20 protein-coding genes and 1 riboswitch are annotated in these 18,882 nt (G+C 51.6%); of the genes, 10 read left to right on the top strand and 10 right to left on the bottom strand.

Annotated features, from left to right (window positions below; all coding sequences use genetic code 11):
• The first annotated feature begins 55 nt into the window (after window positions 1-55).
• Both Q5741_RS11595 and Q5741_RS11600 read left to right on the top strand, forming a co-directional pair.
• Complete coding sequence (locus Q5741_RS11595) at window positions 56-268, top strand: hypothetical protein (protein WP_305024251.1); 213 nt, start codon at window positions 56-58, stop codon at window positions 266-268.
• A gap of 185 nt (window positions 269-453) precedes the next feature.
• Window positions 454-1,995 carry a Ppx/GppA phosphatase family protein gene (locus tag Q5741_RS11600; RefSeq protein ID WP_305024252.1) on the top strand — a complete coding sequence of 514 codons (1,542 nt, stop codon included), beginning with the start codon at window positions 454-456 and terminating at the stop codon, window positions 1,993-1,995.
• On the opposite strand, the gene ppk1 is transcribed toward Q5741_RS11600, so the two are convergent.
• Window positions 1,955-4,054, bottom strand: a complete 2,100-nt coding sequence (gene ppk1, locus Q5741_RS11605) for a polyphosphate kinase 1 (RefSeq protein ID WP_305024253.1) — start codon at window positions 4,052-4,054, stop codon at window positions 1,955-1,957. The genes Q5741_RS11600 and ppk1 overlap by 41 nt on opposite strands.
• Before the next feature lie 371 nt (window positions 4,055-4,425).
• Here ppk1 and Q5741_RS11610 point away from each other — a divergent pair, with 371 nt between their 5' ends.
• The 3 genes from Q5741_RS11610 (at window position 4,426) to Q5741_RS11620 (ending at window position 6,377) form a co-directional block, all read left to right on the top strand.
• Window positions 4,426-4,662 carry a hypothetical protein gene (locus tag Q5741_RS11610; protein ID WP_305024254.1) on the top strand — a complete coding sequence of 79 codons (237 nt, stop codon included), beginning with the start codon at window positions 4,426-4,428 and terminating at the stop codon, window positions 4,660-4,662.
• Window positions 4,663-4,871: 209 nt separating this feature from the next.
• Window positions 4,872-5,534, top strand: coding sequence for a futalosine hydrolase (locus Q5741_RS11615; protein ID WP_305024255.1), 663 nt, complete (start codon window positions 4,872-4,874; stop codon window positions 5,532-5,534).
• Entirely contained in the window at window positions 5,535-6,377 is an 843-nt protein-coding gene (locus Q5741_RS11620) for a 1,4-dihydroxy-6-naphthoate synthase (RefSeq protein WP_305024256.1), read from the top strand.
• Between the two features lie 85 nt (window positions 6,378-6,462).
• Here Q5741_RS11620 and Q5741_RS11625 read toward each other — a convergent pair whose 3' ends face one another.
• Window positions 6,463-6,681 carry a hypothetical protein gene (locus Q5741_RS11625; RefSeq protein WP_305024257.1) on the bottom strand — a complete coding sequence of 73 codons (219 nt, stop codon included), beginning with the start codon at window positions 6,679-6,681 and terminating at the stop codon, window positions 6,463-6,465.
• Between the two features lie 139 nt (window positions 6,682-6,820).
• Here Q5741_RS11625 and Q5741_RS11630 point away from each other — a divergent pair, with 139 nt between their 5' ends.
• Window positions 6,821-6,988, top strand: coding sequence for a hypothetical protein (locus Q5741_RS11630; RefSeq protein ID WP_305024258.1), 168 nt, complete (start codon window positions 6,821-6,823; stop codon window positions 6,986-6,988).
• A 118-nt stretch (window positions 6,989-7,106) separates the two neighbouring features.
• Here Q5741_RS11630 and Q5741_RS11635 read toward each other — a convergent pair whose 3' ends face one another.
• Entirely contained in the window at window positions 7,107-7,466 is a 360-nt protein-coding gene (locus Q5741_RS11635; protein WP_305024259.1) for a HesB/IscA family protein, read from the bottom strand.
• A 467-nt stretch (window positions 7,467-7,933) separates the two neighbouring features.
• On the opposite strand from Q5741_RS11635, the gene mqnE reads away from it, so the two are divergent.
• The gene (mqnE, locus tag Q5741_RS11640; RefSeq protein ID WP_305024260.1) at window positions 7,934-9,040 is read left to right on the top strand and encodes an aminofutalosine synthase MqnE; all 1,107 of its coding nucleotides are present in this window, start codon (window positions 7,934-7,936) and stop codon (window positions 9,038-9,040) included.
• Window positions 9,041-9,091: 51 nt separating this feature from the next.
• On the top strand, window positions 9,092-10,162 hold the full coding sequence (locus Q5741_RS11645; protein ID WP_305024261.1) for an NAD(P)/FAD-dependent oxidoreductase: 1,071 nt from the start codon (window positions 9,092-9,094) through the stop codon (window positions 10,160-10,162).
• A gap of 7 nt (window positions 10,163-10,169) precedes the next feature.
• Here the strand turns inward: Q5741_RS11645 and Q5741_RS11650 are convergent, their stop codons facing one another.
• Window positions 10,170-10,424: a YuzB family protein gene (locus Q5741_RS11650; RefSeq protein WP_305024262.1), complete on the bottom strand. Its 255-nt coding sequence runs from the start codon at window positions 10,422-10,424 to the stop codon at window positions 10,170-10,172.
• Between the two features lie 84 nt (window positions 10,425-10,508).
• Between Q5741_RS11650 and Q5741_RS11655 the strand changes: the two genes are divergently transcribed.
• The gene (locus Q5741_RS11655; protein ID WP_305024263.1) at window positions 10,509-10,754 is read left to right on the top strand and encodes a NifU family protein; all 246 of its coding nucleotides are present in this window, start codon (window positions 10,509-10,511) and stop codon (window positions 10,752-10,754) included.
• Between the two features lie 395 nt (window positions 10,755-11,149).
• Entirely contained in the window at window positions 11,150-12,211 is a 1,062-nt protein-coding gene (locus tag Q5741_RS11660; RefSeq protein WP_305024264.1) for a DUF2167 domain-containing protein, read from the top strand.
• Between the two features lie 69 nt (window positions 12,212-12,280).
• Here the strand turns inward: Q5741_RS11660 and Q5741_RS11665 are convergent, their stop codons facing one another.
• The 6 genes from Q5741_RS11665 to Q5741_RS11690 all read right to left on the bottom strand — a co-directional run bounded on the left by Q5741_RS11665 (window position 12,281) and on the right by Q5741_RS11690 (window position 18,833).
• Complete coding sequence (locus Q5741_RS11665) at window positions 12,281-13,126, bottom strand: MetQ/NlpA family ABC transporter substrate-binding protein (RefSeq protein WP_305024265.1); 846 nt, start codon at window positions 13,124-13,126, stop codon at window positions 12,281-12,283.
• Between the two features lie 171 nt (window positions 13,127-13,297).
• Window positions 13,298-14,137 carry a MetQ/NlpA family ABC transporter substrate-binding protein gene (locus Q5741_RS11670; protein ID WP_305024266.1) on the bottom strand — a complete coding sequence of 280 codons (840 nt, stop codon included), beginning with the start codon at window positions 14,135-14,137 and terminating at the stop codon, window positions 13,298-13,300.
• Window positions 14,138-14,231: 94 nt separating this feature from the next.
• Window positions 14,232-14,900: a methionine ABC transporter permease gene (locus Q5741_RS11675; protein WP_305024267.1), complete on the bottom strand. Its 669-nt coding sequence runs from the start codon at window positions 14,898-14,900 to the stop codon at window positions 14,232-14,234.
• Entirely contained in the window at window positions 14,900-15,913 is a 1,014-nt protein-coding gene (locus tag Q5741_RS11680; RefSeq protein WP_305024268.1) for a methionine ABC transporter ATP-binding protein, read from the bottom strand. Before Q5741_RS11680 ends, Q5741_RS11675 begins: the two co-directional genes overlap by 1 nt.
• A gap of 92 nt (window positions 15,914-16,005) precedes the next feature.
• A riboswitch (SAM riboswitch) is annotated at window positions 16,006-16,146 on the bottom strand.
• A gap of 132 nt (window positions 16,147-16,278) precedes the next feature.
• Window positions 16,279-17,001: a Cthe_2314 family HEPN domain-containing protein gene (locus Q5741_RS11685; protein ID WP_305024269.1), complete on the bottom strand. Its 723-nt coding sequence runs from the start codon at window positions 16,999-17,001 to the stop codon at window positions 16,279-16,281.
• Window positions 17,002-17,066: 65 nt separating this feature from the next.
• Window positions 17,067-18,833 (bottom strand): UbiD family decarboxylase, encoded by a 1,767-nt coding sequence (locus Q5741_RS11690; RefSeq protein WP_305024270.1) that lies wholly within the window; start codon window positions 18,831-18,833, stop codon window positions 17,067-17,069.
• Window positions 18,834-18,882: the final 49 nt, after the last annotated feature.

Consider the following 18,882-nt stretch of genomic DNA (forward strand, 5'->3'; position numbering starts at 1 on the left):
GATTACCTTTCATACTGACCGCCTGAGCGCATATTATAGAAGGAGGATACAAGAATTGGGTATTTTTGAGGTTTTTTATACGATTATGATGATCCTGATTATTGCTGCCCTGATCGGCATCACCGTCATGTGTTTTGTCATGGGCACCAAGCTGGCAAAAGGAAACACACATCGTGCTTTCGGTTTCGGCTGTATCGGCTTTGGGTTCATCAGTGCAGCCATCACCGTGTGGGCAATCTACTTTAACTTTATCGGGCCCTATGTGTAAATTTTTTATATATTCCAGAAAATTGATTACCATCTTCTCGTACAGCCCCTATTGCCTTCTTCATGAAGATAATGGGGGTTTTTGTGGATCAATCCGATAAAGCAGGAGGTCTTTCAGGTTAAGATTTGTTGTCTGGCTCCGAGATTGATACAATGTCAATAACTTTCAGACAAGGAGCAGGAGATATGAACAGCAGAGTCGGCATTATAGACATTGGATCCAACTCCATTCGATTGGTCATTTACGATGTGACGAGCGGGGGTGCCTATCGCGTCATACAGGAATGTAAGGAATCTGCACGGCTCAGTGCCAAGATCAGCCCCGACGGGACGATGAGCCGGGAGGCCGTGCTGACGGTAGTTCCGGTGCTGCAGCAGTTTCAGGAGGTGTGCCGGCTGTACGGTGTGTCCTCGGTGCGCACCGCGGCGACCGCTGCCATCCGTAATGCCGGGAACTCCGGTCAGATTGTGGATTGGCTTCAAGAAGAGACGGGTCTGACGATTGAGGTATTATCCGGGGATCAGGAGGGTTATGCCGGCTTCCTGGGTGTCATCAATACCATGAACCTAAGTGATGGGGCCATTATCGACATTGGCGGGGGCAGTACAGAGATTACTCTGTTCCGCGGCCGGGATCGTCTGCGTACGTACTCTTTCCCTTTCGGTGCTGTAAACATGAATGTACGATTCGGACACAGCGAGGGTGTGCCCTGGACATCAGAGCAGATCGAAGCACTCACCCGTCATGTCATTCAATCTCTGGATGAGCATGACTGGATTCGTGCAAATCCCGGGCTTCCATTGGTCGGACTGGGCGGAACCATCCGGACGCTTGGCAAGATCAATCAGAAGCGTTCCCACTACCCGCTGCCAGTGACTCACCATTATGAAATGAGCAGGGAAGACGTGGAGCATTTCTTTACGACGCTGCCTGCCATGTCTTATACACAGCGGAAAAAGACGCCTGGGTTATCCAAGGATCGGGTGGATATTATCATTCCAGGCCTGATTATTCTGCGGACCATCTTTCAATACATGCAGGCAACGCGCTACCTGATCAGCGGCTCAGGCCTGCGGGACGGCTTGTTCTATGAACAGGTTAACCCGGAAACGCCGGTCGTCCGCGATCCTCTTGCCGCAGGTATCGACAATATCCTGGCCTTCGGTCCGCCGGTACCTCCGGAGCATCTGCAGCGCGTCCACGGTCATGCCCGGCTGCTGTATAACACCCTCTGCGAGCACGTCCAGCCGGCGGAGCGGACACTGGATGAGCGTCTTCTGTACACGGCCAGCCGACTGTACAAGATGGGGGCCACTCTGAATTACTACCAGTACACCCAGCATTCCATGTATTGGATCCTGCGCTCCGGCCTCAGTGGACTATCCCACCGGGAGACGGTACTGGCTGCCGCCGTTGCCGATTATCATCCCAAGAACCGTACGCCTCGGCTGATCCACGAATATGCCGATATTCTGGATGACCAGGACGATGTGCGCATTCAGCGCCTCGGTTCGCTGCTCAAACTGGCAGTTGCACTGGACCGCAGCGAGACCGGCACAGTTGAAGAGCTTGCCATACAGCAAAAAAGCGGCTCCCTGCGCCTGCGTCTGTTCAGCAGGGCGGAACCGCTCATCGAGCTGCGCGAGATGGAAGCCGCAGCCAAGGACATGCATAAAGCGTGGGACATTACGTTATCGTGGGAAGCTCTTCCCCTTTCCACGAACTGATTGATATGGCTTCAAACTGACTGCGCATCGGCTGCCCTTCGCAAGTAACGTAAGCGTAGCTTCCGTTCGGCAGCAGCTGCCTTGCCTTGACATTATCGCGCAGGGACAGATCCAGAATATGAATCAGCATCTCCTTCAGCCGGACATCGACCACTGGGCACATCAGCTCAATACGGCGTGTCAGGTTGCGGGTCATCCAGTCTGCGCTCGACAGATACACTTCCGGCTTGCCGCCGTTCTCGAAATGAAAGAGGCGGGAATGCTCCAGAAAGCGGTCTACGATGCTGATCACCTTAATATTCTCACTCAGGCCTTCAATGCCCGGACGTAGGCAGCAAACACCGCGAATGATAAGGTCAATTTTGACTCCGGCCTGGGATGCTGCGTATAGCTCGTCAATCATTTCCTGGTGAGACAGTGAATTAATCTTCGCCCGGATGCGGGCCGGCCTGCCGGCCAGTGCATGTTCCGCTTCCCGGCGGATCAGGGCAAACAGCTTATCCTTCATACCGGTCGGCGCCACGGTTAATGCCTGCATATCCTTCGGTGCCGAATAGCCGGTAATCTCATTGAACAGCTCCGATGCATCCTCCCCGATAACCGGATTGGCGGTGAACAAGCCGATATCCGTATAGACTCTGGCCGTATTCGCATTATAATTTCCTGTTCCCACATGAACATAACGTTTTAATGTATTTTGTTCACGACGAACAATCAGAATAATTTTGGCATGGGTCTTCAGTCCAACAAGACCGTATACAACATGACAACCGGCCTTTTCCAGCTTACGGGCCCAGGCTATGTTGCGTTCTTCGTCAAACCTCGCCTTCAGCTCAACCACTACGGTCACCTGTTTTCCCGATTCCGCCGCCCGTGCAAGTGCCGAGATCAGCTGGGACTGTCCATTCACCCGGTACAGGGTCATTTTAATGGCCATCACCTGCGGGTCCTCGGAGGCTTCCTCCACAAAATCAGTCACCGCATCAAAAGACTCATACGGATGATATACCAGCACGTCCTGACGGCGAATGGTGGAGAAGTGATCCTCGGCCGGAGAGAATTCCTGCGGATACACCGGCTTGATCGGCGGGAATCGAAGGAAAGAGAAGCCTTCCAGACCATCGGCAAACGAGGCCAGAAAGCTCAGGTCCAGCGGCCCGTCAATCTCGAAAATATGATCATACAGCTCAAATTCCTCCCGCAGCTCCGCCAGTGCATAAGGGTGAATCCCCTTCTCCACTTCAAGGCGGACCGGAGCTCCGCGCTGTCTGCGGCGCAGCTCCTTCTCAATCTCCTCCAGCAGATCCTCTGCCTCTTCCTCGTTAATGGCCAAATCTGCATTGCGTGTCAGACGGAATCCGTGCACATCTACCGGAATGTAGCCGCTGAACAGAGTGTGGATATGATGCTTAATGAGCTCCTCGCTAAGGATAAAGGAGCGCTTTTTGCTGTTCGCACGGTAAGGCACCGGGATAACACGCGGGATGTTGGAAGGAACCTGAACGATCGCGAAGAATGGCTCCTCCCCTTCCGGCTCGCCCTCTTTTCTCAGCACAACAGCCAGATATACATATTTATTGTGCACCAGCGGGAACGGCCGGCTCTGATCGACCGCCATCGGTGTAAGCACCGGAAAAATAATATCATGGTAGTAGGTGTCCATGGCCTTCTGCTGGGTTTGACTCAGGTCTCCGTAATCCAGAAACATCAATCCTTTTTTTGCCAGCTGACGGGACAGATCGCGGAAGGTCCGGTACTGCTCGTGCACCATAGCCGCCGTACGCTTCATCAGACGCTTGTACAGACCGGCCGGCGTGTAGCCTGTAAAATCCTTTTTCGTATACCCCGCCTTAATTTTCTCGAATGTCTCTGCTGCACGCACGCTCATGAACTCATCGAGGTTGCTGCCCATGATCGCGACGAACTTGGCGCGCTCCAGCAAAGGCGTCTCCGGATCCTGAGCTTCCTCCAGGACACGGCGGTTGAATTCGATCCAGCTTAAATCTCGGTTCAAATAACGATATGACGCACCTTTGTCATCTAGATTGATATGTTTCATACAGCCTCCGTTAATCTGCTTCCGGTATTTTGCCTGGTTTTTGCTCCTTCTTCCGCATTGATAACCAGGAAACCGGATGCTTCAATCAGTCCTATCCATTGTACTACTGCAGCAAAGCACCAAGCATCATCGTAGTGTTAACGCAATGTAAATTAAATGTTAACCCGCTTCTTTTTCTAAAAATCCATCACGGCTGGAGATGAAACTTCCCCCGAGCCATCTGCTGTCTCTATTCTATCAGTTTCTCCCTTACCTGCGCATCTACTGCCTGCATAAAGTCAATGAAAAAGCCTTTACTTCCGCCGCCGTACAAGGTAAAGTGGTAACGTTCGCATGAATAACCCGGGACCGTCCAAAGGAGGCCAAGATTGATGAATTCGAACAAACCTCGAATCCTCGATAAAAATATTGATTTCTTCGTTGCCGCACTGTCGCAAAGCCTTGTATCTGTCTGGCAGGAGGATCCGGCCGGCGTCTATTGTGAGATCGGAGTCGGTTACGTGGAGCAGTTCTCGGATGATACGATCCGGATTCGCAGTGAAGAAGGCCGTCTTAGTTATTTTGCACGTGACAACGCCATGTTCCAGGCACTCGTCAATTCGAATTAATTAGCTGAATCCCCATCTCCATGAAGAGATGAGGGATTTTTTAGTATAAGCGGAAATAAGCAGCAGATCCCTCCCCGGCCGCTTTGAACGATTCAATAAAAAGGTGTATCCTTTTAAGGTGCACTTCGTGCAATGAATCACATGATAAGCCGGGCATCTGTTCCGAATCCATGGGACGCCCTGCCGATCTTATATAAGGAGATACCGCCATGAATGATTCTTCTACATCGTCCGTGCTGATTATGACTGCCGTCGAAGCCGAGCGGCAGGCCGTGCTGCGCGGACTGAACGGTGACGACCGCTTTGACGTCGTCATTGCCGGTGTCGGCGCGCCGAGCGCTGCCGCCCGAACGGCGGCGGCCATTGCCGCCAGACCTGAGGCCTACCGCTGTGTCATCAGCGCAGGCATTGGCGGCGGCTTCGCCGGCAGAGCCGCCCTCGGCGAGATCGTTATCGCCGATACGATCATCGCCGCCGATCTCGGTGCCGAGACGCCCGACGGCTTCGCCAGCGTGGACGAGCTGGGCTTCGGCTCGAGCCGGATCGAGGCGGCCCCTGCGCTGTCCCAGCGCTGGGCCGCGGCTCTGCAGGCAGCCGGCCTGCCTGCACGGTATGGCCCCGTGTTGACCGTCAACACGGCGACAGGCACAGCGGCGACAGCCGAAGCGCTCGCCGCCCGCTATCCCGGCGCTGCCGCGGAAGCGATGGAGGGCTATGGCGCGGCGGTTGCCGCCCAGGCGCAGCAGATCCCGGCACTCGAGATCCGGACGATCTCGAATGCTGTCGGCCCGCGTGACCGCGCCGCGTGGCGTATCCCAGAAGCACTGCAGCAGCTGCAGGCTGCTGTTTCCATTTTACCGGAGGTGTTATAGATGAGGATTGCTTATTCCCCTTGCCCCAACGATACTTTTGTCTTTCATGCCCTGACGCACGGGCTGGTACCGGGCGCACCCGCGTTTGACGTGACTTTCGCGGATATCGACATTACCAATAATCTGGCTGTGCAGCCGAACGATCTTGATGTCATGAAAATCTCGTACGCTGCCCTTCCTTGGGTTCTGGACGAGTATGCCCTGCTTCCAACCGGAGGAGCACTGGGACGCGGCTGCGGTCCGCTCGTGCTGACACGCGGCGACGACAGCTTCACGCCTGATCCGGCTCTTCTGTCCGGCAAGCGGGTAGCCGTACCAAGTGAGCGCTCAACCGCTTATCTGCTGTTCCGCTTGTGGGCAGCCCAGAATGTGCCTGGCGGTGTCGGCGAGATTGTCGTCATGCCGTTTGATCAGATTATGCCGGCGGTACGCGACGGCATGATTGATGCCGGCCTTGTCATCCATGAAGCACGCTTCACCTATCAGAACTACGGTCTGAAGCTGCTGCGTGATATGGGAAGCTGGTGGGAAGCCGATACCGGGCTGCCGATTCCGCTGGGCGCCATTATTGCGCGCCGCACCCTGGATGCCGATCAGCTCACTTCCTGGATCCGGTCTTCCGTAGAGTATGCCTGGAAGCATCCGGAAGCGTCACGCGATTATGTCGCAGAGCATGCCCAGGAAATGTCCCCGGACGTAACCCAGGCTCACATTGACCTTTATGTGAATGAATTTACCGCCAATCTCGGCAATGACGGGTATGCGGCAATTGAGGCGCTGCTGGGCCGTGCTGCGGAAGAGGGCCTTGTACCGAAATTCGATCTGGAGCTGCTCCGCAACTAATTTAGATTAAAGACAAAGAAGGGCCTGCCGCTGATCTCCAGCCGGAGACTCTTCTTTTGCAATTTCGGTCTGCGCTTTTGATGTTTTAATCTTCTTCACGGTTGTCATAATCCTCATCCCGCTGATACGAAACCAGCAGGCCGATGCCAATGGCAGCCATCGCGACCGGGATAATAATCCACCACAGGCTTAACCGAAATAGACTGTAGCCTGACTGATGGGTGAGCGCAGAGACTATAAACCCGGTGCAAATCATGATGACGGCCGATAATAATGAAATACTGCCCAAAAAGAGTTTTACCATCAGACCACCCCACCTGATCACAGTTCTAATACTAATCCCTACCCTGCCAGACACAATTTGTACCAAAAAGGTTGTGTTAAGCCGTACAAATTCTTCTTCCATATAGAGAAACCACTTTACCCTAAAGGAGCGGATCGGTATGACGATGCAGCAATGGCCGGAGTGGATTACGAATGTGGGGTTTCCGGTGACCGTTGCCTTGGTTCTGCTGGCTTACGTGCTCCGGTTAAACGGTCAGCGCCTGGACAAGATGGAGGAGGCCTTAAAGGAACTGAAAGAGCTCCTGGGGAGCAGACATACACGTTGAAGAAGCTGAAGCTATGTATAAAATAAGGCTCGGCCTGCAAAGAGAATTCCGTTTCTCTGCTGCAGCCGAGCCTTTATTTTGTGTAGGGCATCTCAATGGTGTGTGTACAGCTATCCTGTCAGCACTGCTCCGGATTGGGCACTCCCGCATCCTCACGGGTACGGAAGCTGGAACCGCAGCCGCAGGTCGCGATCGCGTTCGGATTATGGATCGTGAACCCGCCGGACATCCCGGATTCTTCAAAGTCGATCTCAAGCCCGTTCAGGTACTTCAGATCCTCCTTGTTCACAACCACCTTCATATCCTGTACTTCCATATATATATCCTCGTCGGATTCTTTGTCGTCAAAGCCCATCGCATAAGAAAAGCCGCTGCAGCCTCCAGTTGCCACGCCTAGACGCAGAAACATGTTTGGAATCTCCTGCTGTGCCAGCATATCCTTCAGCCGGTCAGCCGCTGTTTCGCTAATGTTAATCATCTGAAATCACTCCTTTGACTAATTGGTCTATTCAAGTATACTCCACTGTTCACAGGTGCTCAAGTCATGGATTACCTGATCGGTTGAGTGCTTTTGGCCCGTTTTTATTTACCATTGTATTGAACACCCGGAAGGTGAGGTTTATAATAGATAGGTATTCAAACGATCAAGTGTCGGATTTTTGTCATGAACCAGTAATAACTTTGCCACAATTTCAGTTGTAAATTATTTCACATTCTACAGACTGGAAGCTGCCCGCCCGGGCGATCGGGAGCAAGCAGCTGTCCACATTCAATACCATTGACATGTACCTTACGAGTGTTACAGCCGTGCAGCCTGTCTGCCGACTTCAATAAGAATTACCATTCGCATGCCGGAACATCCGGCCTTGCGGGACACCCTGTACGACACTGTTCATACGTATGGATGTGCGGCCAGCATATTGCGCATCTAGAGGAGGAATCGGTATGTCCACATTAATCACGCCCCACACTGACAAAAGAATGGCGGAAATCGTAGAGAAAGTGCAAAACGGCCAGCGCCTCAACCTGGAGGATGGCGTTTATTTGTACGAAACGGACGATATTCTGACACTCGGTCAGTTGGCGAATGAAGCTAATCTCCGCAAGAACGGCAAAAAAGTTTATTTTATCGAAAACATGAGCCTTTACTTCACCAATGTTTGCGAAGACCGCTGTGCGTTCTGTAATTTCCGCAAAGACCAGGGAGAAGAAGGCTCTTATACGCTTTCTGGGGAAGAAATGATCCAGTATGTCGAGCAGCATATCCATCCTGGTGTACGAGAGTTTCACATCGTTGGCGGACATAATAACCATGTACCATTCCAATATTATGTGGACTCCCTGAAGGCTCTTAAGGAGAAGTACCCACAGGTAACCCTTAAAGCCTACACCGCTGCGGAGATTGACTTCTTTACCCGTATCAGCGGATTGAGCATCAAGGAGGTACTGACGGAGCTGCGTAATGCCGGTCTAGAAACACTGACTGGCGGCGGTGCAGAAATTTTGTCTGATCAGTACCGCAAAAAAATGCATGTGACGAAAGCCAACGTGGACCGCTATCTTGAAGTTCACCGGGCTGCTCATGAGCTAGGCATGCGTACCCACACCACCATGCTGTATGGTTCGGTTGAATCCTACGAAGATCGCATTAATCACATGCTTCAAATTCGTGATCTGCAGGATGAAACCAATGGCTTTATGGTATTCATTCCTTTGTCCATGCAGCCGAAGAATAGAAATGCAGGCATCATGCGCCGCAACTCCGCTTATGAAGATCTCAAAACGATTGCAATCAGCCGCCTGATGCTGGATAACATCGACCATGTGAAGGCCTACTTCATTAACATCGGTCCACAGCTTACTCAGGTTGCCCTTTCCTTTGGCGCTTCCGACGTTCACGGAACCATCGTACGTGAACAGATCAGCCATGCAGCGGGTGCCCTGACACCTGCCGGCTTGACCCGTAAGGAACTGATCTGGCTCGTGAAGGGCGCAGGACGCATCCCGGTTGAACGCGACACCTTCTATAATGAGATCGAAGTGTTTGAATAGGACAACATCAGCGCCATAACGGCGGTATAACAGAAAGGAAGAACGTTACACATGAAGAAATTTGTCATTCTTGGAGGCGGCTACGGCGGTCTTACCATCGCAAAAGATCTGATCGAGGGATTTGTTCCCAATGATGTAGAAATCGTGCTGGTGGACCGATCCCCTTTCCAGGGTCTAAAAACCGAATATTATGCTCTGGCAGCCGGCACTGTATCTGACCACGAGCTGCGGATTAACTTCCCGAAAAGCGATAAGCTGACACGCAAATTCGGCGAAGTCCGTTCCATCGATCTGGATAATAAGCATATTCATTTCGAGAATGAAGGCGAGCCGATGAGCTATGATCAGCTGGTCATCGGTCTTGGCTGTACAGACCGTTTCCACAACACACCGGGTGCTGAAGAGTATAGCAGTACCATCCAATCTTTCAGCAGTACCCGTAAAACGTATCTGCGTCTGAATGAAATCCAGCCATACGGTACGGTTCACATTGTCGGCGGCGGACTGAGCGGTGTTGAGATGGCGGCCGAACTGCGTGAAAGCCGCGAAGATTTGAATATCAAAATCATGGACCGCGGGGAGCGCGTTCTCTCCGCCTTCCCTCAACGTCTGTCCAAATATGTACATGAGTGGTTCAAGGAGCATGATGTGGATGCACATTCCCATGTGTCCATCTCCCGTGTCGAGCCGAATGCGATCTACAACCGCGAAGAGAAAATCTATACAGATGCTGTTGTATGGACAGCAGGCATTCAGCCGGTCAAAGTCGTTCAGGATCTGCAGGTCGCTAAGGACCCTCAAGGCCGCGTCGTACTGAACGAGTACTACCAAATTCCACAGTATACCGATGTATACGTGGTCGGCGACTGTGCAAGCCTGCCGTTCTCTCCGAGCGGACAGGCCGCTGAAGTGCAAGGCGAACAGGTCGCGCACATTGTACGCGACCTGTGGAAAGGCCATACCCCGCACCCGCATCCGCTGAAGCTGCGCGGAACGCTGGGCGCTTTGGGCAAAAAAGCCGGATTCGGTTATGGCTTTATGGGCAACGCATCTCTGATGGGACGCGTGCCGCGTCTGCTGAAGAGCGGAGTGCTCTGGAAATCCAGACGCCATTTCGGCTAATAAGCTTTCAATCAAGGTCGAGGCTGTCCCATGCCTCGGCCTCTTTGATTTTGGCCACAATGGCTTCATACAGAGCTTCGGCACTCTCGGCAGCGATAATTTCCCCGTTCACCATCGCGAAGGGTTCCATATAACATTGGCCACAGTTGCTCAGGCAGCCGTATTCAATAACATCATAGTCTGGGTTTTCTTCCAGCCGCTCCATGACCTCGTCGGTGCCGAAGTGCATGTTGTTGGTACAAAATTCGATAATTGGTCTCATTTCATTCACCTGCTTTGTTCTAAGCCGTTTTATTTTGGCCTGAGTTGTAATATAATATAACTTATAGGAAAGGAGTTGAAAGTAATGAGCGAAAACACGCAAATCCCAATGTACGATGAAGTGTCCGAAGTTCTTGACAAGCTTCGCCCGTTCCTGCAGCGTGACGGCGGTGACGTCGAGCTGGTGGACGTGGAAGACGGTATCGTTAAATTGAGATTGATGGGTGCATGCGGCAGCTGCCCAAGCTCCACTATTACCTTGAAAGCCGGGATTGAACGCGCTCTTCTCGAAGAAGTTGAGGGTGTTGAAGAAGTCGTTCAGGTATTCTAATCAATCCTTAAGTCATATTGCACAAAGAGTCTTGGATCCCTCTCGGGAAGTCCAGGGCTCTTTTTTTGTCGTCTTTCGGAGAAACAGAGCTCTTTTCCAGTATAGAAGATTTGATGAACTTGCTCAATGTTTGTTCATGGAAGCTGCTGATATATGCAAGTCTGCCCCTTTATGCAAACCAGGCCCTTATACCTATTAAATGTATAGAATCGATATGTAAGGTTTCTAAAATCCCTAGGTAATTTAAACCAAAAAAGGAACAAAACGCTTGATGGATCAATTTGGAATATGTTAAATTCAATAGGCATTATTGCAGCCTTATGCAAGAAATACAATATAAATCGATCTATATTCATCTAACATTCATTCTCCTATAACGAAAGGAAGCTACTATTTTGAGAAAATTTGTTCCCTTACTCGCAGCAGCTATTCTCGGTCTGTCGCTGACGGCTCCTGCCTTCGCATCCGGAAATGACGTCTCAACTCCATCGGAGAATCCCTACAAATTCACTTCGGGTCCCGGCTCGGTTGATGTCGGAGAAATTGCCACTCTGGAATTAACGCCCGATCAGGAATTTTACGACAAGGAAAACACGATTCAAATGGTTCTCGACAGCAAGGGTGTTCTGTCCGGAGACGAGATCGGCACATTATATCCGGCTGATGTGGATGAGCCTTGGGCTGTCGTATTCGAGTACAGCGACTCAGGGCACATTGACGACAGCGACAGCCGGGATATCGATGCGGACGAGCTGCTGGACAGTTACAAGCAGGGAACGGCCGAACAGAACCGGAAGGTTCCGGTTGAAAATCAGCTGGAGATCACCGGCTGGAATACGGAGCCTGCCTATGATGAGGCCCTCCACAGTTTGACATGGGCGATTGCGGCTACGGATCATGACAACAAACCAATCGTGAATTATAATGTCAAAATCCTTACCCGTACTGGTTATATCTCGGCTATTCTGATTACAGACCCTGACAATCTGTCTACCTACCAAAGTATGCTTAAGAACGATATCCTGCCCAAGATGACCATTAAGCCCGGCAATACATATGAGGAATTTGATGCTTCTGTCGATAAGAAATCGGAATGGGGCTTGAGCGGACTGATTCTGGGCGGAGCGGGTCTAGTGGCCGCGAAGAAGCTGGGCCTGCTGCTTCTGCTGAAGAAAGGCTGGTTCGTAATTGTTGCGGCTATCGTCGGTATCTTCAGCTGGATTCGCAGGAAGCTCGGCCGTGCCAAGGCCGAGCAGGAGGCTGAGCAGCAAATCAGCGATTTCTATGCGCAGGAGAACGGCAGCACGCCGCAAGGACCGTATAATTCCAGCAGCTATGAAGCAGGCGCCGTCCCGGATTCAACCCGTCCGGAGGATGAGCTGGAGCGAGGACGTCGGGAAGCAGCAGCGACCAATGTGCAGCCTGTCCGGAAGGATAGAGGTTCATCCGATCACTAGAAGAATAGATCCAAAAAGGCTGTCCCCCGACCAAGTCAGGGAACAGCCTTTTGCATCATTTCCACTTCATTAGAAAGCTGGAATAATAGAACCGTTATAACGGTCTTCGATGTATTTCCTTGCTTTCTCGGACGTCAGCGCCTTCGCCAGGGCCTGGATTTCCTTTGAATCTTTATTGTCCGGACGGGAGACCAGAATGTTCACATAAGGTGAATTTTGATCCTCCATGAACAGAGCATCCTTCGGATTCAGCTGTGCCTGCAGCGCATAGTTTGTATTAATCAGCGCTACATCGACCTGACTCAGCTGGCGCGGCAGCTGTGCTGCATCCAGTTCAACGAATTTCAGATTCTTCGGATTCGATGTAATATCTTTAATTGTCGACTCAATATTGGTCTTGTCCTTCAGTTCAATCAATCCTTGGTCAGCCAAAAGAATCAGAGCCCGCCCTCCATTGGTCGCATCGTTCGGGATAGCAATTTTCGCCCCGTCCGTAATCTCTTCCTTCGCTTTGATTTTTTGGGAATAGGCAGCAAATGGCTCGATATGTACGCCTACAACTTTGACCAGGTCCATACCGCGCTTCTTGTTCTCACTCTCCAGGTACGGCTCATGCTGGAAGAAGTTCGCGTCGAGTTCTTTATCATAGACCTGCTGGTTCGGCTGGATATAATCATTGAACTCCACGACATGAAGCCGGATCCCTTGACCCTCAAGCTCAGGCTTGATGGCCTGCAGAATTTGCGCATGCGGCACCGACGACGCACCGATTTTTAATTCTACCTCACGGGGAGCCCCCCCTTGTCTTACATTATCAGGAGCAGCCCCGTTATCGCTGCCTGTATTTTTGCTGCCGCAGGCCCCTAGCAACATGACCAGCGAGAGCATCAGCACGGTGATTGTCCATTTTCTCATCTCATACCAACCCCTCTTCCGTTTCAGCGGATTATTGTTTAGATTTACTTATTGTTCCGGGATTACCCCTCTCTATGCATTACCCGATCCGTCATCCGATGTCACACCACAACAAAAAAGCCCCCAGCAATAGGGAGCTTTCGTGTCATGATTGCAGTATGATCAGCAGACTTAGAATGCAGGAATAACCGCGCCTTTGTAAGTGTCGTTGATAAATTTCTTCACATCGTCGGAAGTCAGTGCTTTGGCCAGCTTCTGGATGGCTTCATCGTTCTTGTTGTCCTCACGGGATACCAGGTAATTGGCATAAGGAGCACTGCTGTCTTCTACGATCAGCGCGCTTTTCGGATCAATCTTGGCTTCCAGCACATAGTTCATGTTAATCATCGCCATATCCACTTGTTTCAGCTGACGGGTCATCATCGCTGCGTCCGTCTCCAGGAACTTCAGGTTTTTAGGATTGGAGGTGATATCTTTTTGAGTGGATGTAATGTTCGTTTTGTCCTTCAGTTCAATCAGGCCATGATTTGCAAGCAGGATGAGTGCACGTGCACCATTCGATACTTCGTTCGGGATCGCAATAGTTGCGCCGTCCGGAATTTCGTCAATGGACTTATATTTATCGGAATAACCGCCGAATGGCTCAATGTGAACCCCCGTTACGGTTACCAGGTTCATGCCGCGGGATTTATTTTGTTCCACCAGGTACGGCTCCGTCTGGAAGTAGTTTGCATCCAGCTTCTTCTCGTTTAACTGCACGTTAGGCTGCACGTAGTCTGTGAATTCCACAACTTCGAGATTGACGCCTTCCTTCTCCAGCTGAGGTTTGATGTGCTTCAGAATCTCCGCATGCGGTACTGCTGTAGCGCCTACTTTTAATGTAACGGTTTTGTCAGCGGAGCCGCTGCCGGTATCTGTAGCTGCACTGTCCCCGCTCTTCTCATTGTTTCCGCAAGCCGCAATCACGGCGACCAGCATAACGCTCAGCAAAGCCATAACCCATTTTTTCATCGTTTCTCTTCCCCTTCTCATCTCAAATTTGAATTAAGGCGAGTCTACTGCCCGTCTTGTCGACCGGCATCGTCTCTGTCTATGTGTTGTTGCCTTATTTCCTCGAAAAATAGATCACCAGACGATCACCGATCATCTGCAATACCTGGACAATAATGACCATAATCACTACGGCTACGAGCATCACCGCTGTCTCATAACGGTAATAACCGTAGTTCACTGCCAAAGTTCCAAGACCGCCTGCACCAATCATACCGGCCATGGCCGTGTTGGATACCAAAGCCACCACCGTAACAGTGAGACCTGCCAGAAGTCCTGGAAGGGCCTCCCGTACGAGCACGCGTGTAATGATCTGCCATACCGAAGCTCCCATAGCACTGGCAGCCTCAAGCACTCCTCGGTCTACCTCACGCAGCGCCGTTTCAACCAGTCGTGCGAAGAACGGTGCAGCCGCTATCACCAGCGGAGGAATCGTACCGAGAACCCCGATCGTGGTGCCTACGAGAATGTCCGTAATCGGCAGCAGGGCCACAATCAGGATAACAAAAGGCACAGAGCGCAGAATGTTAACGATAAAGGACAAAACACTGTAAACGCCTTTGATCCACGGTGTGGTAGAACGTGCTGACATGAACAGGATAATGCCCAGCGGAAGTCCGAGAATCAATGTGAACAGAGCCGATGCACCAACCATTTTGAGCGTATCCAGTGTAGCTGCGCCGAACTCGCTCCAGTCAAGCTGTGAGAAATCAAGACCTCCCATTAGTTCATCACCTCCACATCCAGGCCTTGTTTGGCCAGTTCCTCCAGCGTGCGCTGTACAGCCTCATCCGATCCTTCAAAACGGACAATCAGCTGACCGTAAGGCACCGTCTTGATTGTCGAGATTTTGCCCTGCAGTATAGCAAAGTCCACTCCGGTCCTGCGCACAGTCTGTGACAGAATCGACTCGTATGTTTTGTCCCCGAGGAAAGTGATCTTCACCGGCTGTGAGGCTCCCGAGGCTGTTCCCGTCAATTCCTGCAGGGACTCTCCCTGATCGGATTCACGCTGAATAAAATCACGAGTAATCGGATGCTGCGGCTTCAGGAACACATTGGCTACAGGTCCCTGCTCGACGATGCCGCCTTGATGGATCACGGCCACCTGATCACAAATGCTCTGAATCACATGCATTTCATGAGTAATCAGGACAATCGTCAGATTAAACTGTTTGTTAATATCTAGCAGCAGCTTCAGAATGGAGTCTGTCGTCTGCGGATCCAGCGCAGAAGTTGCTTCGTCACAGAGCAGCACATCCGGCTCGCTGGCCAGCGCCCGGGCGATGCCGACACGCTGCTTCTGGCCGCCCGAGAGCTGTGCCGGATATTTGGAGCCATGCTGCTCCAGTCCGACAAGGGCCAGCAGCTCCTTAACTTTTTCATCGATCCTGCTCTTCGGTGTTCCGGACAGGCGGAGCGGGAATGCAATGTTATCGTAGACTGTCGCTGAGGACAGCAGATTAAAATGCTGAAAAATCATACCGATCCGGCGGCGTTCCTTCTGCAGCTGCTTCTTCCCGAGACGGGTCATTTGGACGCCGTTGATCCATACCTCGCCGGTGCTTGGACGTTCGAGGAGATTAATACATCGGATCAGCGTACTCTTACCGGCACCGGAATGACCGATAATGCCGAAAATTTCACCTTTCCCGATGGTCAGATCCAGACCGGACAGCGCCGTTGTTTTTTTATTTCCGCTGCCATAGACCTTGCTGATTTGCTTCAATTCAATCATGGAGGTACCCCCTTCTTTGTCTAGTCTTCGCTCCATATAGCAAAAAGAGTCCCTGCAGTTGATCAGGGACTCTCTCATGTACAAGACGCGCCTTCTCATCTGCCAATACCAACCTATTCAGGTGGGTATTGTTGGAATTAGCACCATGACATTCTCCCCGACAATAAATTTTGTCGGGGAGAACCGGTTGCCGGGCTTCATCGGGCCAGTCCCTCCGCCTCTCTTGATAAGAACGATATTCGGTTATATTTATCCATATGGATCATTGATATCTGAAAACTTTGAATAAATTACGTAAATAGCTGAAACTAAAACTCAGTATAGATAGTTTGCGTGAGTTTGTCAAAGGGAATTTAAAGAAATGATCATGACGGCTGCAGGCCTTTTTCCCCCCACAACTGAATGGTATATTCAAATGCTGCGGACAACGTCTTGCAGGCCATATCCAGTCCAAGCTTGAGATCCTCCAGATGCTGATCCAGGTCTTCGAGTTCGACTTTGCCATGCAGAGACTGATGCAATTGCCACAGATCATCCTGCATCTCTGCACTCATCAGGTGGATCTCGGTGTTCCGGCGCTTGCGCAGGCGGCTTACCGGGTCACGATACGATTCATTGATCTGATACAGCTTGTTTTCGAGCTCCGGATGCAGCTTCAGATAATGGAACTGCCGAATCACTGTAAAATACGAAAAATGCGGCTTTACCTTGGCTGTATGCAGATCATATAGATCGTTAAGCATATTGCCCAGCTTGTCCAGTACAGAGAAGAGCCGGATGAATCCATCCTTGTAAAAATACACATAACGGGCATAATCGGCCTGTTCTTCTAGTGTCATGTCATCGACATAGCCGGCTTTTACTTTCTTGCGGAAGAACGCAGCTGCAAAATGGCTCTGCTCCAATTCGTCCAGCGAGGAGATGAGACCTTGGGTAAAAATCTCGGCACGGCGGTAATCATGAGTCGGATCATTGTTCTGTTCGATATGCGTCTGCAGCTTCTGCAGAGCCGTTACCATATTCTCGATGGCTTCCTGCATCAGTCCTTCATTCTGGCGAGGCAGCTCGCCCAACAGTGTACGCAGCATTGCCGTGACCCCCTTTTAAATAAAGTTCTCCCCATGCTTCACGAATTCATGACTCATTACATTGCTCAGGCAAAATAGCTCTTCCACCGCTCATCCACCAGCTTGACGATATCCTCGCGCGGAATAACCTCGTCCGGGTATCCTGGCTTCATTCGAGCGTCCACCACGATCGGCAGCTTATAGTTCAGATGATGCAGTGCCACTTCGGAATCAGCATACATATCCGTTGCAGGATTGAAACGGGTAAAGACGGTCCAAAGGAAGGATTTCTGTGTCTTCACGACCTCTTCAGCATCATCCACCACTACGATCAGCGGCCAAGGGGTATCACTGCCTGACAAATGCTTCACCAGCAGCGGCGCAAGTTCCGGGTCCTCTTCATAGCTTTTGCCGGAAACGACCAGACAGCCGCCGCAGTAAGGCTTGATCTGTCTGATTCCCGGCAGATCCCCGCCTTCATAATGGCGCGGAAGCTCGCGAACCGGCTCACCTACGCCGAGCAGTACAGCTTTGCTGCCATGGTTCAGCTTACGTCCTGTATAGTCAAGCGTGTCATGGGATGTATGATTAAAAATAAACAAATCTGTGGCAGGGTTAAACCTTTCCAGGATGGTTTCAAGCAAAAGTGTGAAATTCGAGAGATCCATTCTCTGATCTGTCAGCATCAGGAACTTGGTCAACGACAGCTGGCCCTGGCCTAGAATTGTGAAGGCAGAGACGAGCGCCTCACGGGAATAGCTTTCCCTAACGACGGCTGCTGCAAGCGCGTGAACTCCAGTTTCGGCATAAGCCCAGAGGGAATGAACCGCCGGCATCACCATCGGGTATGCCGGTGACAGCAGACGCTGCAGAAATTCGCCCAGATAATAGTCTTCCTGGCGCGGTTTACCGACGATGGTCGCCGGATAGATCGCGTCCTTGCGGTGCCACATATGCTTCACATGGAATACCGGGAAGTCATGCTGCAGCGAATAGTAGCCGAAATGGTCGCCAAAAGGTCCCTCCGGACGACGCTCGAACGGAGGCACGATTCCGCTGATCGCGAACTCGGCTTCTGCCGGAATCCGGTGGCCGCCCAGCGGATCCTCTGCCATAGGCAGCTTGCCGCCCATGATCAGCGAGGCCAGCATCAGCTCCGGCAGGTTCTCCGGTGCAGGCGCGATAGCCGATGCAATCAGCGCAGGAGGACCTCCGAGGAATATCGTGGCTGGCAGTGCCTGACTGCGCTGCTCGGCTTCATGGTAATGGAAACCGCCGCCCTTGTGAATCTGCCAGTGAATCCCTGTCGTCTGATCATCATAAATCTGGATTCGGTACATCCCGAGATTGTGGTCCTTGCTGTGACCCGGCTTCTCCGTATAAACGAGCGGCAGGGTAATGAAAGGCCCTCCGTCGTCCTGCCAGCTCGTTACTTTGGGCAGCGGGGCTAGCGGGGCTTCGGTCCGCTTCACGCCGAGGATAGGGGCCTCCTGCTGGGAGACCGTCTTCAGACCGATCTTCATCATATCCTTAATGAGACCGCGTTCATTCCATAACGCTTTGGGGGTAGGCGGCACCAGCGATTTGGTTGCTCCGACAATCGACTTCATCAGTTCTTCCGGACGAGGGCCAAAAGCCATATCTACCCGGCGGTTGCTGCCGAAAAGGTTGGTTACAACCGGAAACGGTGTGCCTTTGACATTCGTGAACAGCAGAGCCGGGCCTTCTTCCTCAATGACCCTGCGGTGAATCTCCGCCAGCTCCAGATAAGGGTCCACCGGGGCCTCAATGACCTGCAGATTATTTTCCTTGCGCAGTGCTTCTATAAATTGACGCAGATTCTGATAAATCACGCTAATATGTCCTCCTAACAAACAAAGCCCTCGAAAGATCCAAGGACTT

The organism is Paenibacillus lacisoli, from assembly GCF_030580655.1.
GTDB classification, from domain to species: domain Bacteria; phylum Bacillota; class Bacilli; order Paenibacillales; family Paenibacillaceae; genus Paenibacillus; species Paenibacillus lacisoli.

What these genes read in the sequence shown, in the direction of transcription:
- Q5741_RS11600 (WP_305024252.1), top strand. Translation starts at nt 454, where the DNA reads ATGAACAGCAGAGTCGGCATTATAGACATTGGATCCAACTCCATTCGA.
- ppk1 (WP_305024253.1), bottom strand. Translation starts at nt 4,054, where the DNA reads ATGAAACATATCAATCTAGATGACAAAGGTGCGTCATATCGTTATTTG.
- Q5741_RS11610 (WP_305024254.1), top strand. Translation starts at nt 4,426, where the DNA reads ATGAATTCGAACAAACCTCGAATCCTCGATAAAAATATTGATTTCTTC.
- Q5741_RS11615 (WP_305024255.1), top strand. Translation starts at nt 4,872, where the DNA reads ATGAATGATTCTTCTACATCGTCCGTGCTGATTATGACTGCCGTCGAA.
- Q5741_RS11620 (WP_305024256.1), top strand. Translation starts at nt 5,535, where the DNA reads ATGAGGATTGCTTATTCCCCTTGCCCCAACGATACTTTTGTCTTTCAT.
- Q5741_RS11625 (WP_305024257.1), bottom strand. Translation starts at nt 6,681, where the DNA reads ATGGTAAAACTCTTTTTGGGCAGTATTTCATTATTATCGGCCGTCATC.
- Q5741_RS11630 (WP_305024258.1), top strand. Translation starts at nt 6,821, where the DNA reads ATGACGATGCAGCAATGGCCGGAGTGGATTACGAATGTGGGGTTTCCG.
- Q5741_RS11635 (WP_305024259.1), bottom strand. Translation starts at nt 7,466, where the DNA reads ATGATTAACATTAGCGAAACAGCGGCTGACCGGCTGAAGGATATGCTG.
- mqnE (WP_305024260.1), top strand. Translation starts at nt 7,934, where the DNA reads ATGTCCACATTAATCACGCCCCACACTGACAAAAGAATGGCGGAAATC.
- Q5741_RS11645 (WP_305024261.1), top strand. Translation starts at nt 9,092, where the DNA reads ATGAAGAAATTTGTCATTCTTGGAGGCGGCTACGGCGGTCTTACCATC.
- Q5741_RS11650 (WP_305024262.1), bottom strand. Translation starts at nt 10,424, where the DNA reads ATGAGACCAATTATCGAATTTTGTACCAACAACATGCACTTCGGCACC.
- Q5741_RS11655 (WP_305024263.1), top strand. Translation starts at nt 10,509, where the DNA reads ATGAGCGAAAACACGCAAATCCCAATGTACGATGAAGTGTCCGAAGTT.
- Q5741_RS11665 (WP_305024265.1), bottom strand. Translation starts at nt 13,126, where the DNA reads ATGAGAAAATGGACAATCACCGTGCTGATGCTCTCGCTGGTCATGTTG.
- Q5741_RS11670 (WP_305024266.1), bottom strand. Translation starts at nt 14,137, where the DNA reads ATGAAAAAATGGGTTATGGCTTTGCTGAGCGTTATGCTGGTCGCCGTG.
- Q5741_RS11675 (WP_305024267.1), bottom strand. Translation starts at nt 14,900, where the DNA reads ATGGGAGGTCTTGATTTCTCACAGCTTGACTGGAGCGAGTTCGGCGCA.
- Q5741_RS11680 (WP_305024268.1), bottom strand. Translation starts at nt 15,913, where the DNA reads ATGATTGAATTGAAGCAAATCAGCAAGGTCTATGGCAGCGGAAATAAA.
- Q5741_RS11685 (WP_305024269.1), bottom strand. Translation starts at nt 17,001, where the DNA reads ATGCTGCGTACACTGTTGGGCGAGCTGCCTCGCCAGAATGAAGGACTG.